At 44.6% G+C, this 15,901-nt stretch carries 15 protein-coding genes; 5 read left to right on the plus strand and 10 right to left on the minus strand.

Annotated elements, in window-relative coordinates; genetic code table 11:
* Positions 1 to 8: 8 nt before the first annotated feature.
* From nuoE to BM040_RS15745, 10 genes are all read right to left on the minus strand, one after another.
* Positions 9 to 473, minus strand: a complete 465-nt coding sequence (nuoE, locus tag BM040_RS15700) for an NADH-quinone oxidoreductase subunit NuoE (RefSeq protein WP_092103503.1) — start codon at positions 471 to 473, stop codon at positions 9 to 11.
* Positions 474 to 494: 21 nt separating this feature from the next.
* A complete protein-coding gene (locus BM040_RS15705; RefSeq protein ID WP_092103505.1) occupies positions 495 to 1,358 on the minus strand; it encodes an alpha/beta fold hydrolase in 864 nt (287 codons plus the stop codon).
* An 86-nt stretch (positions 1,359 to 1,444) separates the two neighbouring features.
* Positions 1,445 to 3,193 carry an NADH-quinone oxidoreductase subunit C/D gene (gene nuoC / locus BM040_RS15710; RefSeq protein WP_092103507.1) on the minus strand — a complete coding sequence of 583 codons (1,749 nt, stop codon included), beginning with the start codon at positions 3,191 to 3,193 and terminating at the stop codon, positions 1,445 to 1,447.
* 194 nt (positions 3,194 to 3,387) lie between these two features.
* Complete coding sequence (locus tag BM040_RS15715) at positions 3,388 to 4,026, minus strand: NADH-quinone oxidoreductase subunit B (RefSeq protein WP_092103509.1); 639 nt, start codon at positions 4,024 to 4,026, stop codon at positions 3,388 to 3,390.
* Between the two features lie 83 nt (positions 4,027 to 4,109).
* Positions 4,110 to 4,535, minus strand: coding sequence for an NADH-quinone oxidoreductase subunit A (locus BM040_RS15720; RefSeq protein WP_245756250.1), 426 nt, complete (start codon positions 4,533 to 4,535; stop codon positions 4,110 to 4,112).
* Between the two features lie 55 nt (positions 4,536 to 4,590).
* A complete protein-coding gene (locus tag BM040_RS15725; protein WP_092103513.1) occupies positions 4,591 to 5,022 on the minus strand; it encodes a CBS domain-containing protein in 432 nt (143 codons plus the stop codon).
* 669 nt (positions 5,023 to 5,691) lie between these two features.
* Positions 5,692 to 7,083 (minus strand): undecaprenyl-phosphate glucose phosphotransferase, encoded by a 1,392-nt coding sequence (locus BM040_RS15730; protein ID WP_092103515.1) that lies wholly within the window; start codon positions 7,081 to 7,083, stop codon positions 5,692 to 5,694.
* Between the two features lie 335 nt (positions 7,084 to 7,418).
* Entirely contained in the window at positions 7,419 to 7,913 is a 495-nt protein-coding gene (locus BM040_RS22165; RefSeq protein WP_092103517.1) for an XrtX-associated membrane protein, read from the minus strand.
* Complete coding sequence (gene xrtX / locus BM040_RS15740; protein ID WP_092103519.1) at positions 7,885 to 8,406, minus strand: exosortase X; 522 nt, start codon at positions 8,404 to 8,406, stop codon at positions 7,885 to 7,887. The genes BM040_RS22165 and xrtX overlap by 29 nt, the downstream gene beginning before the upstream one ends.
* Before the next feature lie 41 nt (positions 8,407 to 8,447).
* Positions 8,448 to 8,693 carry a PID-CTERM protein-sorting domain-containing protein gene (locus tag BM040_RS15745; protein WP_092103521.1) on the minus strand — a complete coding sequence of 82 codons (246 nt, stop codon included), beginning with the start codon at positions 8,691 to 8,693 and terminating at the stop codon, positions 8,448 to 8,450.
* 504 nt (positions 8,694 to 9,197) lie between these two features.
* Between BM040_RS15745 and BM040_RS15750 the strand changes: the two genes are divergently transcribed.
* From BM040_RS15750 to BM040_RS22110, 5 genes are all read left to right on the plus strand, one after another.
* A complete protein-coding gene (locus tag BM040_RS15750; protein ID WP_092103523.1) occupies positions 9,198 to 10,841 on the plus strand; it encodes a hypothetical protein in 1,644 nt (547 codons plus the stop codon).
* Positions 10,842 to 10,875: 34 nt separating this feature from the next.
* Positions 10,876 to 12,579: a glycosyltransferase family 39 protein gene (locus tag BM040_RS15755; RefSeq protein ID WP_139217825.1), complete on the plus strand. Its 1,704-nt coding sequence runs from the start codon at positions 10,876 to 10,878 to the stop codon at positions 12,577 to 12,579.
* 117 nt (positions 12,580 to 12,696) lie between these two features.
* Complete coding sequence (locus BM040_RS15760) at positions 12,697 to 14,298, plus strand: hypothetical protein (RefSeq protein ID WP_139217826.1); 1,602 nt, start codon at positions 12,697 to 12,699, stop codon at positions 14,296 to 14,298.
* Between the two features lie 41 nt (positions 14,299 to 14,339).
* Complete coding sequence (locus tag BM040_RS15765; protein ID WP_092103530.1) at positions 14,340 to 15,392, plus strand: Gfo/Idh/MocA family protein; 1,053 nt, start codon at positions 14,340 to 14,342, stop codon at positions 15,390 to 15,392.
* A 4-nt stretch (positions 15,393 to 15,396) separates the two neighbouring features.
* Positions 15,397 to 15,900, plus strand: coding sequence for an acyltransferase (locus BM040_RS22110; protein WP_092103532.1), 504 nt, complete (start codon positions 15,397 to 15,399; stop codon positions 15,898 to 15,900).
* Position 15,901 lies beyond the last annotated feature (1 nt).

Below are 15,901 nucleotides of genomic sequence, written 5' to 3' on the forward strand. Positions count from 1 at the left end.
CTTTGGTTTTAGGTATACTTGCTCAGGATCTCATCCAGTTGGTCCACCGTCAGGTTACGGTACAGGTCGTTGTCAATCATAAGGGCGGGGGCACAGTCGCAGGTGCCAAGGCAGCAGTTGGGAAGCAGGGTAAAGCGGCCGTCTGCTGTAGTCTGGCCGTATTGTATGCTCAGTTTGTTGAAAAGCTGTTCTTTGATGTCCTCATAGCCCATCACGTAGCAGCTGATGCTGTCGCAGAGAAGGATCACATGCCGCCCCACAGGCCTGCGGAAGATCAGGTTGTAGAAGGTGGCCACGCTGTCGAGCTCTGCCGTGGACATGCCCACATACTCGGCCACATCCTTCAGGCTCTCATCCGACACCCAGCCCTCCCTTTGCTGCACGATCTTGAGCGCCTCGATGCAGGCGTTCTTGGGCGAAGGCACCAGGCTAATCTCGTGGTCAATTTGATGTTTTTCCTCTGCAGTCAGCATATTAAACTTATGTTTTAGCCTCTAATTTTCATGCTTTTGTATAAACTGAAGTACCGCTGCGTTAAACTCCTGCGGATTATCCATTTCCATCTCATGCGATGCATGGGAAAGTATGACACGCTCTTTATTAGGCAGGCACTTCTCCAGTTCTTCGGTAATCAGAATTAAAAACCTCGGGCTGCTGTCGCCGGTGATCAATAAAGTGGGTGCCTCTACTTTCTGTAGGTCGGGGCGGGTGAGGAAGGGCCAAAACAGAAAAATGATTTTAGGGCAAACGATCCCCTTCAGCTCCTGTAAATTTTCCATGATTTGCCGCTGCACCTCAGGCGGCATGGTGTCATAAAAATTGGATTTGCCCATCACGCCATCCAGGAATATTTTCACTGCCTCTAAATCGTTTCCATGTTCAAATGCCTGTGCGGCAGGAAGAGCAGTGTTTGTCTCAAGCTCAAAAAGGAGAGCGTTCCCTTCTTCTGTATTGGTGAGCAAAGGCATTACCGGCGGTTCGCCGAGGCAAAGGCTTTTAACAAGTTCCGGATGCTCCAGCGCAGTCAGTAGAGAAGTATAGGCACCGTACGAATGCCCTACCAGGTGAACCGGGCCCAGATCCAGCTGCTGAATAAGCGCGGCCAGATCCCTGGCATGTGGCACGACAGTATAGCCAACTGCATCATCCGCATCTTTGGCCGGATAAGCGTAGCGTCTGCTATAGGCAATCACACGGTACTGCTGCGCAAAAGCTTCCAGTTGCCCTTCCCACATCCGGTAATCGCTTAAGCCGCCATGAACCAGCACCATAGGTTCTCCCTTGCCCTGCTCTGTGTAGTACAGGGTTGTGCCGTTTACACTAACTGTTTTAAGCTCCGTGGATGTTACTTCTTCCATTTAACAAACTGTTTAATAGCTGAACTTTATGACCAATTAATCACAATTCTTAACACCTCAACTCTCTAAGTCTCTAACTCCCAAACTCACCTGTCTATGTCTGCCAGCACATAATCCATCGCGCCAAGTATAGACAGCAGGTCTGCCACGGTATAGCCTTTGGTAATGTAAGGCAGCATCTGCATGTGCGGGAAGGAGGGCGTGCGAATGCGCAGGCGGTAGGGCGAAGTGTTGCCGTCGCTGGTTACGTAGTAACCGTTGGCCCCTTTCGTTGCTTCGATGCAGCTCATCGCTTCCCCTACGGGCATCACAGGTCCCCAACTCACCCCCAGGAAGTGTGTGATCAGGGTTTCTATATCGTGCATGGTGTGTTTCTTGATGGGCGGTGTGGTGAGCGGGTGGTCGGACTTGTAAGGACCTTCGGGCATGTTTTTGAGGCATTGCTCGATTATGCGCAGGCTCTGGCGCATCTCAGCCACGCGTACCACGGCGCGGTCGTAACAGTCGCCGTTGGCGGCGGTGGGCACCTCAAAGTCGAACATTTCGTAGCCGGAGTAAGGCTGCTTTTTGCGGAAGTCCCACTCCATGCCGCAAGCGCGGAGGTTCGGGCCAGTCACGCCCCATTCTATGGCCTCATCCAGCGTGAAAATGCCAATGCCTTTGGTGCGCGCCTTGAACAGGCTGTTTTTCATCACCATGCCATCATACTCCTTCAATCGTTTCGGGAAGTAGTTGACAAAATTCTGCACGAGCGTTTCCCAGCCTTTGGGCAGGTCCTGCGCCACGCCGCCAATGCGGAACCAGTTGGGGTGCATGCGTCCGCCGGTTATCGCCTCCACAATGTCGAACACTTTTTCACGGTCGGTGAACATGTAGAACACCGGTGAGAGCTGGCCTACGTCCTGGGCAAAAGTGCCGTACCACACCAAATGGCTGGCAATGCGGAAAAGCTCGCACAGCATCACACGGATGACCTTCACGCGGTCCGGCACCTGGATGCCGGCCAGTTTTTCCACGGCCATCAAATAGGCGAGGTTATTCATGGTGCCGCCCAGGTAGTCCACACGGTCGGTGTAGGGTAGGTAGGTGTGCCACGACTGCCGTTCTGCCATTTTCTCCTGCCCCCGGTGGTGGAAACCTATATCCGGAATTGCATCCACGATGTCCTCGCCATCCAGCTGCAGCACAATGCGCAGAACGCCGTGCGTGCCGGGGTGCTGCGGACCAATATTGAGGAACATGAAATCGCTGTCTTCGCTTTGGCGTTGCAGGCCCCATTCCTCGGGCTTAAACTGCAGGGCGGCCTGCTCCAGGTCCATCTTGTCGTCGTACAGGGCAAAAGGACCCATTTCGGTGGCGCGGGCCGGGTGCTCCTTGCGCAGCGGGTGGCCTACCCAGGTACGCGGCATCAGGATGCGGTACAGGTGCGGGTGCCCCGAGAAGCGGATGCCGAACATATCGTATACTTCGCGCTCGTACCAGTTAGCGTTGGCCCAGAGGCTGCTTATACTTGGCACGGTTGGGAACTCGTCGCGGTAGCCTACTTTGAGCCGGATAAAGCTGTTGCGCTCGAAAGAGAGCAGGTGGTAAATGATGGTGAAGGCGTAGGGAATATGGCCGTTATCGGGTTTGCGGGTGCGCTCGTCAATGGCCGTCAGGTCGTAGAGCATGCGGAAGGGCTGTGGGATTTCCTTCTTCAGGTATGTCAGCACCTCCACAATTCTGCCATGAGGCATCCAGAGGGTGAGGACCTCGTCCTTCGTCGTTTGTTGGGTGAACGTATCTTCCCCGAACCGCGACTGTAGTTGCGCTACTATGCTGTTCCCGTTTTCCATGGGTGAATCTGAAAAAAAGCCCTTGATGCTACGCTACTTCATGCTATACTTTCTGTAGTTGATTATTTATGATAAGTAAATTGCTTTCTATTCTTTAATGGGTAAAGGAGTCCTATACTTAGAAGGGGAGTAGGTATACTTTAGCTTGTGTTCTTTAAATCCCAAACTCTCTAACTCCTCAACTCTCAAGCTCCCTATACTTCATCCGGCGAACGGAACTCCGTCATTTTCGACCTGGCTTCCTGCCGCCTTTCCTTCACGTCTATTTTATTCGGTCTAATGATGCCCTGTTCACCGATTGTCCAACTGAGGGGACGTCTTTCCTTGCCCACAGATTCAGCCAGAAGTATAAGCCCTTCCATAAAAGCATCAGGCCGGGGAGGACAGCCGGGCACGTAGACATCCACGGGCAGGAATTTATCCACCCCCTGCACCACACTGTAAATATCGAACATCCCCCCGGAGTTGGCGCAGCTGCCCATCGAGATGACCCAGCGCGGCTCCATCATCTGCTCGTGCAGCCGCTTGATGATGGGGGCCATTTTAATGAAGACCGTTCCGGCGATGATCATCACGTCGGCCTCTCGCGGCGTTCCGCGTATTACCTCGGCTCCGAATCGGGCCAAATCATACTTGGGCGTCATGCTGGTGGCCATCTCCACAAAACAGCAGCTCAACCCGAAGTGGAATGGCCACATCGAGTTTTTCCGGCCCCAGGCAATCAGGTCCTGCAGGGTGGTGAGCATGATGCTTTGCTGCACCGTTTCCTCGTAGGAGCTGGTGCCGCTTGTGGCCTTTACAGGATCATCGGGTTTGCTAAGCCACCATTTCATAGGCGGTATGGTTAAAGGTTATTCATTCGGACAAAGTATAACCAGTGGTATTTTGTCCTTTTTCAAATCATCTTTTTAAGGGCTCAGGCTACTGGCTTCTGCATGATGCGCTTATAAGCCGCCAGAATCTTACTGCCGTCCGGGCCAAAGTCCAGGGCGCCGTTGCGCCACTCGTATACCAGCACCACCACCAGCATCACGATGAACACCGCCACGCCGGCATAACCATACCAGCCCAACTCCCTGAAAGCAATCGCCCACGAAAGTATAAATACTACCTCCACATCGAAGATCACGAAAAGCATGGCCACCAGGTAAAACTGTGAGGAGAAGCGCATGCGGGCGCCCCCTGCACTTACAATGCCGCCTTCGTAGGGCTCGCCGGTGGCGCGCTCCTTATGCCGTTGCCCCAGCACATAGGAGAGGCCAAGTATAAGCCCCACCAGGCTGAGCACAATAGCACCGTAGACCACCATGGGCCATAACAAGGTTGTTTCTGCTGTTTCCAAAGTGTATCGCCTCCTGCGATTATGGTTTTGCGACTGGCAGTCCAGCCGACATCAGTTAAGTTCCTGTTATATAGTGCTCGAGGTTGTCGATGATGAATTTCTGCTCCTCGATAATGTATTTCACTATATCTCCAATCGAAACGAGCCCCACCAGCTTATTGCCCTCCATCACCGGAAGGTGCCGGATATACTTCTGGGTCATTAGCTTCATGCAGTTTTCTACTGTGTCGTCAGGTGTTACGGAGGCGGGATGTTCGCTCATAATTTCCCGTACAAGGGTTTGTCTGGAGGCTTTTCCTTTGAGAATTACCTTACGGGCATAGTCCCGCTCTGTGAAAATACCCACGAAGCGCCCCTCATTCACTACCAACAAGGCCCCTACATCCTGCGCAACCATTTGTTCAAGTGCTTGATATACAGTTGCGTCTGGGTTGATTGAAAGAACATCGTGTCCTTTCTTTTGCAGAATATGTCGTACGGTACCCATAATTACCTCCTTTTGGCCCTATGTAGGGGTAGAAAATGAATAATATAATGGTGCTATACGATTATTTAAAGTTATAGATGTAAATAATATATAATATTTGTGAAAAATATTTGAAATATTTGTAAAAAGGATAGTTTTTGAAATTTTACACTATAAAATTTGATGATTGCCCATATTTATATTCTGTTTACAGTATAACTTCTCAAATATATTTCGTATATTGGGTCTATGGAAACATTGATTATAGGTTTGGTTCTGGCCCTATATGGAGTGGCATACTTCATCTACTACTGCTATGGTAAACAGCAGCGTCCACCACGCAAGCGTTTCGACCATTACTGGTAGTTGAAGTATAGTGCACGCTATATAAGTGGTGCCCATTGTTGGGTGTAGCTGATCTCCTGTGAGGTTGGCTAATTGCACGTGCCTGTAATTGCAACCAGACCTATGTAAAAGCCGCCGGTTCTTTGCAAACGGCGGCTTTTATTTTTGCTGCTGTAGAAGTTAGCTGTGATATCTATGGGAGGTATACTTACTTTCTCATACTCTCATGTGTTTGTTATCATACTACAAAGTATAGATGATTTAAAGTATTATATGGAACCTTTTCTTTATACTTTTATACTTGGAAACGTAGCAGCATAACAATAGGCGTTAATGACCTCTTGTTTAGTAAGCATTACCATTGTTCCTGAATCCGTGCCAGAGCGTCAGGAAAATTATTTTCAGGTCTAAAAGGATTGACCAATTCTCTAGGTACCAAAGGTCTGCCTGTACGCGCTTTAGCATTAGTGATGTTTCCTTTGTTTCGCCTCTAAATCCGTTTACCTGGGCCCACCCGGTAATACCTGGTGTCAGAAAATGCCGGACCATGTAGTTGTTGATAACCTGGGAGTAATCATGGGTATGTTTAAGCATGTGTGGTCGCGGTCCTACAACCGACATGTCTCCCATAAAGACGTTGATAAACTGAGGCAGTTCATCAATGCTCGTCCTCCTAATAAACCTGCCAACCCTGGTTATTCGCGAGTCATTCTGGCTGGCCTGCAACTGATCACAATCGCTGTTAACTCTCATGCTCCTGAATTTTAGGCAATAAAAGGGTTTGTTGTTCTTGCCGGAACGTAGCTGCTTGAAAAAGATTGGTCCTTCTGATTCTAAAGATATGATAATGGCAAGTATCGGAGTTAACCAACTTAGGATGAACAGTATGACGAGAGATGAAAATATAACATCAAATACACGCTTCACTATCTCGTTTGCTTTGTTTTCCAGAGGCTCTTGCCTTGGCTTAAGAACTGGAACATAACCGAACAGCTCGATTAAGTAATTCTGGTGCCTTATAGCTTTCATATCTGGAACCAACCTGAACCGGATCATATGTTTGTCTGACTCCTGAATTAGGGCTTCAATTCTGTCGCTTTCATTGTGAGGCAATGCGCAAAATATTTCCTTAATATTGTGATTAGCAGAATATTCAATGCATTCCTCTACCTTGCCGAGATAATTTGCATAATGTGGCACTTTCGCTTTATCATCGTCAAAAACACCAGAAATACTGTAGACCAATTGCGGGTTGGAATTGATGTAGTTGTAAAGGTCAACCCCTACTTGCCCCAATCCCACAATAACGATGTTGTTCGCTTCTAACCAAAACGAGCGGCTGTGTTTTCTGAGTAAAAGAAAAGTAAATCTCCAGGAAAGTATGAGTATTGGGAAAAGAGCAAAGTAGTAAATAAACGGAGTGGGCGGGACATAAATATATGGCAGAGATAACTTGATAAGGATAGCCAATGTGGTAAAGATGCACAACGAGGCAATATTTGCTGACAAGATTGGCACTGCCTCACGTTTTAAGAGGTTGCTGTAGATGTTGAAAATACTAGCCCCGTAAAACCAGCAGAAGTTAAGAAGCAGTATAGTCAGTCGGTAGTCATACACATCCATCCAAGCCATAGAGTTATCGGTCATTAGGAAAGAGAAGTATAAAGTACCATTTAGTAGCGCATAGTCCACTACGACGTTTATCCATTTAAATATGGTAGCGTATTTATGAGCCATAGGATGTGTTACTTTGTACTTTTATACACTGACCTTTTTATGTTACAACACAGGGTGATAACAAAGAGGAGGATGTGTGTAGGAAAATTAAATATTAATATTGAAATTATACTAAAATATTCCTTCTAAGATATGGTTTGTTATCTTTCTTTAGTGAAAGACTTTAAATAGGAGGTAAACACCACTATTTTAGATTTTACAGATACACAATACACCTGCTTATTCTGTCTTATCATCAAAATGAGCAAAAAAGAGGGGAAGCTGAAGTGAGATTTTGTTCGGTAATAAAGTGAGTAGGAGGATAATGATTATGGACACAATCTCAGCTTGCTGTACTAAGTGGCATTGCTTTTTGATAAATACATTATATAACGAGCTGGAATCAAAATAACAATAGGCATAGGTGAGATCAACAAAGAGTCTAATCTGAAAGCAACTATGTGAAGTGACGACATTTGTAGTTGCTCCGCAACAAAGTATAAAGTTAAAGTGCTTGCGTATAGGAAAAAGTAAAAGAGAAAAGCTAATTTGCTAAGCTGAGGTTTTAAAAAGTAGGTATGAATTATTAACATGCACACACCGCTGTATAAAATCCTATACAAAAGATTCGCTAGCCTGTCCACATTTTTTAGAGAGTAAAGAGAGTGGTGAATATTCGGGTCAGGTTCGAGAAAAAGGTTATGGGTGTTACTAAAACCTATAATTACCGATTCCTTTATAGGAGTTTCATAAAGACCTACAAGAATTAATATGCTGACTAAGCCACTAAGTATAGCCCATCTCTTTTTTGAACGTTGCTGGTTAAGCTTTAGAGGTTTGTTCTGAAACATATTTATTTAGCCCTGAAAACCTTTTAACCCACAACATCCAGAGCGCAAAAATAACAGCGTATACAATTATGGTAAAGGTATACTTGTGATTGAACTCAACGGTATGACTATAGTACTGTGCGTTGATAGCTAATGCTGTAACCCGTAACACGTTGACAATATTTATGACGAGGATCCCGAATGGGATATAGAGTAGCTTTAGTTTCCACTGTCCTGGAAATGCGATAACAAATCCACTGAACAAAGCCATAAGAATCATGCCGTTACAGGCGTGATAAACAAAGACCATATCAGCCCCATCTATCTGGATCATATAATCACTTGCCTTGGCATTGTAGCCAAGTGCGCTCAGTAGAGCTACGCTAGCATTAACCACTTTAAATGTAAGTTGATCCTCTAAGCTGCTCAGCCAAAAGTCATAGAGTATGAACCAGCACAGGCACAAACCAAAGGTAAATAGCAAGAAGCGAAGAATATGTAAATACTCTTTCATACTTTATGAACTGCAAAAGGAAGTTTAACAAACTGAGATGTTTACTCTGGATTGTTCTTCTGCTTTCTAAAGTCCCTTAGCTTCTTGAGTCCATAGGCAGCTCCTGCAGCAAGCAGCACTCCACTAGCGCCATCAATTGGGACACCCGTAGCACCTTTGTTTCTACCCGGTGCTTCGCCACTGCGACCTGGCCTATCTTGTGATCTGCCCTGGGCATTGAGATCTGATGAAAAGCACCATGCAAACAAGGGCAAAATAAGTAGTGATCTGATGATTAGTGTTTTCATAACTGCATAAATACTATATGTTTAGCTTTCATAATACAGGTTCTTTTTCATTAAACTAGAAGGGGAGTCTAAGAGTGCGGTTCTAAACCAAATTTGCATTACCCATTATAGGCTGCATGTATGTTGCATAAGATGACTTACCTTTATACGGCTTAATTTTATATTATGGTTGTATAAATTTAGACTATTTCTGTTTTTCAAGTATATTTTCTTTATTTCTTTCTGCTTAGTTGATAATTAAAGCATCAAAAAGCCTGTTCAGAACTATTTAGGTTAGACACACATTGGCATTTACAGTACCCTGAATACATAGTATAAAAAAAATTATAATCAATTAAAATCGTTGCGACCTATCTCTTACCTATTTTAATTTGGTATTTACTAATTAAAAATGAAAGAATACCATCTTTGCAAATATTTAATTTAATAATTTAAATAATAAATTGAATTATTGCGTATGATGTAAGCAAACGAAATTCAAATCTTATTCCCACTTATAAGACCATGAAGCTTGCTTCTCCTTTTAAAACTGCTATAGCTGTTACTGTTGACGTACCATCTGGTAGCGTGAGCAGTGATATAAAGAAGATATGGTGGTTGTGGGTTGCAGCTTTGTGCCCAGTAATATTTACGTTCTTTCTTGTGCTGGATATTGCGCCATTCATGCACATAGATGAATTTATGACTGTTGATTTGGGGAGAGTCATTCTGCAGCCTGATACAACTTGGAGTATAGCATGGATGATTGAGAGGAACCAAGCAGCCTTTGTGTTCTTCTACATTGGTCCTGTACTACAGGAGTTATCCTTCCTAAGTATAGGAGAGTATGGACCAAGAATTTCTGGAATTCTTGGTGCAGTAGCAGCGGCAACAGCTATGGTAGGCTGGTTACATGCAAGAGGCGCTTCAGGTCACGTAAGTGTGTTTCTAGGTTTAATTCTTCTGCTCGATCCTATCTTTGTGCAGGCATACACTATAGGTCGTGTAGATGGCTGGGCTATGGCTGCTTGCCTTGCTGCATGTTGGAGCTTAGAAAGTATAAACAAAGAAGAACAAAGCTCTACCGTGAGGCCTGAATCCATGTTTGCTGGTGGCTCCACGGCACTTGCATTCTTTATCTGGCCATCTGTTATTTTCTTGCTGCCTTTAATATTGCTTCAACTCTTCACTGTTTCTAACAGGAAGAAAACAAACAGCCCTAGTAGGAAAATATACTTAGCTAATGCTATGTTTTTATTTGCAATAGGTGGAGCAGTAACATCACTTTTTCTGCTTATTCCAGTTGCTCCTAAGTTATTTGCCCTTTTTGGTAATATAGTTGATGGAGTTGTCATTAACTCTCGAACAGGTACTGCCAACTATACCTTACTGGAATCTCAGCAAATAATCAACGGTATCAAACACCTGTTGCAGGTTTTAAAATTCAGTCCATTCCTGGTACTGATGGCCTTGATAGGAGCTATCCGAGGACGTGAATGGGGCCTAATAACTGCTGGGGTAACGGTTGTTTTGTTGATGATTGCGACAGTAGTTTACTCACACCGTATCCAGTATTTACTACCCTACTTTATTGTAATGGCCTCTGTCCTGTTTATCCAGGGAAGAGGATATGAATTGAAAAGCAAAAACAAGTTTACATCAGTTTTAGCCTTAGCTACTCTTCTAGTCTGGTCTATAGGCCTTTCATTAGTTGCTCGTTCCATTATAGCCATTGAGGGAAGGAAAGAACTTGAAAGACGGCAAATATATGAGGCCGCTCAGAATATGATTGGGGTAGGTGAACACACTGTCTACTCGTTCCCTTATGAGTTCTACTACACAGGTCGCTCTTTGGGCTGGAAGATGTACAAGCCATACCTGGCAGTAGGGGTAGACCCGCTTCTAAATCCCGGGGTACTTCAGCTAACTCTTGATAAAGTCGACTTTGCTATTATGCCTTTGCCACGCTTAACACCTGAACTTGAAGAACAAATACGGAAAGCAGGTATGCGTGAAAAAGGAATTTATCGAATTTATAAAGTTCCGCTGAATGGCTCAGACCACAAAGTAACAAATAAAACCAGGCTGCAAACATTCTTCTTTATACCGAGACAGCCCTATGGCCCCTATACGGTTTATGAAAAGGAGGGGCTTCCTAAGGCTAATTAACTACCAATATTTATTTATTAACCCTATACCTAGTATGTCAATGCAGGTAATATCCTATCCTCACTCTGGCAAGTTTTTTACTAAGCTACAAGCAAAAGCTTTGGCCGTTAAGTGGCTGTGGGGGATATGGATGGTTGTTATGCTGGTTTCTTTCCTGGTGCAGCTTTTAACAATAGATGTCTTACCCCATATTCAGCAGGACGAGGCACAGATCACAGATTATGGAAGGTTAGCCCTGCATCCTCAGAGTGATTGGGCGGTAACATGGAGAGTGGCCGAGGGGAAACCACTGCTTTTATGGTCATATGTGGGGCCATTAATTGCAGAAGCGAGTTTTCACCTGTTTGGACCTTCTGGATTGGGACCAAGAATAGCTTCACTTATAGGTGGGCTTCTTGCTGCAACCATGGCTCTTGGCTGGATACTTGCGCGCAAGGTGCCAGTTTATGCTGCGTTTGGTCTTAGCTTAGCATTTTTGCTCGACCCCTTGTTTCTCCTTTCCCAGCGAATGGCGAGGGTCGACAGTTGGGTGGTCGCGTTGTGTCTTGCTGCCTGCTGGATTTTGCATTCAGAGTTAAAGAAAGATAGAAATACGGCTTTCAGATGGCAAATTATGGTAGCTGGAGGGTTGGCTGCTATGGCTGCATTAGTCTGGCCATCTGCAGTCTTTCTTTATCCGCTTATATTGCTAGAACTCATTCAACTTCCAAAGTCTGAAAATGCAGGGCCAGGGAATTGGAGGAGCATACTGATAAATGGTGTCGTGTTTGCCTCTGGAGCACTGATTGGAATAGGTGTTTTGATATTACCTGTTCTGCAGAGCATTGTAATAATCTACAATGACATGACCACTATGTTCTCACAAAACATTGATGTTACCAAGACAATACAAGAGCGCTTTTCTGGAGTGTTTCAGTACCAGTCTTGGGTAAAAATGATAAAAGCATTTGTCAAAACGTTTAGCCCAATTCTGCCTATACTAGCTTTATTTGGGGCTATAGCATATCGGAAGCATGGTGCAGTAGTGGTGGTGTGCCTTACAGCAATTGCCATTATTTTTTCCACCTTAATTTATGAGTTTAGGGTACTTTATTTAATGCCATACTTATTGGTTCTGAGCAGTGGGCTCTTTATAAGATTAGCCGATAAGCCATCAAGCTTACTGTTCCAAAGAGCAAGTAAGGGAGCACTAATACTCTTAATATTCTGGTCTGTAGGAACCTCTCTTTTTCTTAGAACCATACTTGGGACCGAAGGCAAAACCGTGCGTGACCGCGAAAAGATTTATGAAGTAGCGAACACTGGGATTGGTCCAGGCAACTATAATGTTTATTTAGGCTTCACCTATGAGTTCTATTTTGTAGGGAGATCACTTGGGTGGAATCTGTACACACCCTACATACAGTACTCCTTTGACAATCAGGGGAATTGGATAAGAGAAGTAAATCACGTACCGGATAGCAAAGTCATCGAGCTTCTCAATCATATGGACTATGCCATATTTCCGCGGGGCAGCATAGACGCAAAGCTTGCATACCAGCTAGAAGAGGCTGGGTTGAGGTATAAGCGTGCTTTGCATTTAGGTGATGACCAACCCGTGAGGCAGAGGTTTACAACCGAAAATAGAGACAGGGATGTTCTACTGTGGTTTTTGCAGGGCAAAGAAAGCTACGGATCCTACTTACTTTACTCTCGTGATACACCTTTTGCAAAAACAGCAGCCTTTAAACTCAACTAGCCAATTAATGACATCTGCATAACCCTTACAAAACTTACTACGAAGCTAAAGTACAAATTACAGTAATCTAATTTTTACCAATGTTACAAGTCTAGACAGCGAGCTATGCAACCCAGAATGACATCTACAGAAGTTCTAAATCCTCAACTTTCATATTTGGGTTTTAGAAGATTATCAAAAGACCGCTTTTGGTGGATGTGGCTGTTTGCAATTGCAATGGTGTCTCTCATAATCACATCAACTTTAGAGTATGCCCCCTTTCTGTTTGTTGATGAATTAATGAATGTTGATTTAGGAAGAGTTATACTTGACCCGGAAACAGACTGGTCTATTGCCTGGATGACAGAGACCGGTACACCTGTTTTTCTTTTATCCTATATAGGACCTGTTCTTCAGGAAGTATCCTATAAAATACTGGGGGAGTTAGGACCTCGGTATTCTGCACTGCTGGGAGCATTAGCGGCTGCAACAGTTATGGTAGGCTGGCTTCGTATAAGAGGGGTAGCTAAGGCAATAGCATTTGTTCTAGGACTTGCTTTTCTCTTAGATCCGCTCTTTGTACAGGCCTATACTACAGGCCGCGTCGATGGTTGGGCGATGGCGCTATGTTTGACAAGCTGTTTCTTACTAAGATACGCTTCACTAAATCTTGAAAGTGGTTTAACGTCAAAGCTGTTCGTCATTGCAAGCGGTGCGATAGCGGCAATTGCTGCTTTCACATGGGTATCTGCATTATTACTATTTCCATTGATTTTATCGGAGTTTGTCTTTTTACTCAAGAAGAGTGTAACGCTATTCGGGATACGAAAGGGAATAATTGTACCCTCATTGAGTTTTACTTTGGGTTGCTTGGCCACCTGCATTATACTGCTGCTACCAATAGCCCCGAGACTTCTCACTCTTTTCGAAAACATGGTTAAAGCCATAAGTATAAACTTGAATCAAGGAGATGGCACAAATCATCAACCTTACTTTGAATACTTCTTTTCGCAGTTTACAGAGTTGCTTAGGATTCTCAAGTTTACTCCTTTTGTATTTATCACTGCCTTGGTAGCAGCATCCTCTTTAAAAGAAATTGGCCATGTGCTCAGCGTTGTACTGATTGGTGTTATACTACTAAATACATTGGTCTACACAAGTAGAGTACAGTATCTGCTTCCATACTTTATAGTACTTATCTCTGTTTTTCTGCAGCAGGATTCTGGGTTCTTTAAACGAAAGACAGTGTTGAAATTAGGTGCGCTGAGTTTAATCCTTTTATGGGCAGTTAGCTTAACACTGGTTGCACGAACAGGTGTAGCAATTATAGGGCGTGAGGAAAGAGATAGAAATCTTGTCTATCAAGCTGCGTTGACAATGGTAGGCAGGGGAAATTATAATGTTTACGTTCCGTATGAGCTTTACTACATTGGGCGTTCTGCTGGCTGGAGCATGTATCGTGCATATTTACCCTTCAATGCCACCTTATCATTAGAGGTCCTCCTCAAAATTCTGCCGCATGTAGATTACGCCATAATTGAGCAGCCCTCCAAGGAGCTTGAGGTGGAGCTAATGAGAGATGGATGGCGTGATAAGGGCAGTATCAGTTTATATGACAGCCCGGCTGAGTCCTTTACCGGTGTGACTACCAATGAAATGCGGATAAGAAATCTATATCATATTAATAGGAAGCCTTATGGTCCCTACAGAGTGTTTGTGAGGGAAAACAAGAGCTTATAATATAGTAGCAGGTATAAAATCCATAATTTAAAGAGCAGACTATGGTAAATGTAGGCATCATAGGATATGGGTACTGGGGACCTAACCTTGTCAGGAATTTCTTTGCTGCAAATGATTGCTGCGTGAAAGCTGTGGCGGATGCGCGACCAGAGCGGCTGCAGCTACTTGCAAAAACTTTTCCCTCTATTGCAGGGATAAAGGATGCCGATGATATCATTTACGATCCTGACATTGACGCCATCATCATCGCGACACCGGTATCTTCTCATTTTACGCTGGCCAGAAAAGCGCTGGCGGAGGGCAAACATGTGCTGATAGAAAAGCCTATGACTTCTTCTACTGAGGAGGCTGAACTTCTCATAAACCTCGCGATGCAGAAAAATGTAATGCTCATGGTCGACCATACCTTCCTGTATACAGGCGCTGTGGAGAAAATGAAGCAACTGGTAGATAACCAAGAGCTAGGGAATATAAAATATCTTGACTCAACCAGGATTAACCTCGGGCTATTCCAATCAGATATAAACGTGCTTTGGGACCTGGCCCCTCATGATCTCTCCATCTTAAACTATATCGTACGTGAGCGCCCCTACAGTGTCAACGCTACGGGTATTACCCATACTAATAATAACATTGAGAACATTGCCTATTTGACCGTAAACTATGCCTCTGGGTTTATTGCGCACTTTAACTGTTCCTGGACAAGCCCAGTGAAAGTGAGAATGATGCTGATAGGGGGGGACCGGAAAATGATTCTCTACAACGACCTCGAACCAACAGAGAAAGTCAAAATCTACGATACGGGGTACAGTTACCTCAATGATGAAGAGATAAAAAAGGTGCGCATCGACTACAGAACAGGTGATATTCATGTTCCAAAGCTTGAAACCACTGAGGCACTTCTAGGCATGGCCAATGATTTTATACAATGTGTCCAGAAGCAGAAGCAACCGAAGTCATCCTGCCATTTAGGGTTAGATGTTGTCCGGATCCTTGAAGCATCTAACGAGTCTATTAAGCACAACGGGCGCGAAGTCATTCTAGAGTCCTCAACAGTACCAGCAGTACATACCAACCACGAAATCTTAATCTAACGCAATGGATATCATAACTATTGACAACGAAAAACAGAGCTTGCATAATGTGAGACTCGGCAAGGATGTGAAGATTTACAACTTTGTAAATGCCTATGGCTGCACCATAGGAGATGGCACAAAAGTGGGCACCTTCGTGGAGATTCAGAAAGGAGCCTCCATCGGTAAGAACTGCAAAATATCCAGCCATACTTTCATTTGCGAGGGTGTACACATAGCTGACAATGTATTTGTGGGTCACAACGTCACTTTCATAAACGATAAATTCCCACGGGCAACTAATGAGGACGGCTCTCTGCAGAGTGAGAAAGATTGGACTTGCGTGGAAACCTATGTGGAAGACAGTGCCTCCATCGGCTCCAGTGCTACCATATTATGTGGCATTCGCATCGGCAAGAATGCTATTGTAGGGGCCGGTTCAGTGGTAACCAAAGATGTGCCTGATAATGCTGTTGTTGCTGGCAACCCGGCTAAAGTTATTAAAAGCACCGATCAAATACTTGTCTGAT

The sequence above is a fragment of the Pontibacter chinhatensis genome, assembly GCF_900113285.1.
Classification (GTDB): domain Bacteria; phylum Bacteroidota; class Bacteroidia; order Cytophagales; family Hymenobacteraceae; genus Pontibacter; species Pontibacter chinhatensis.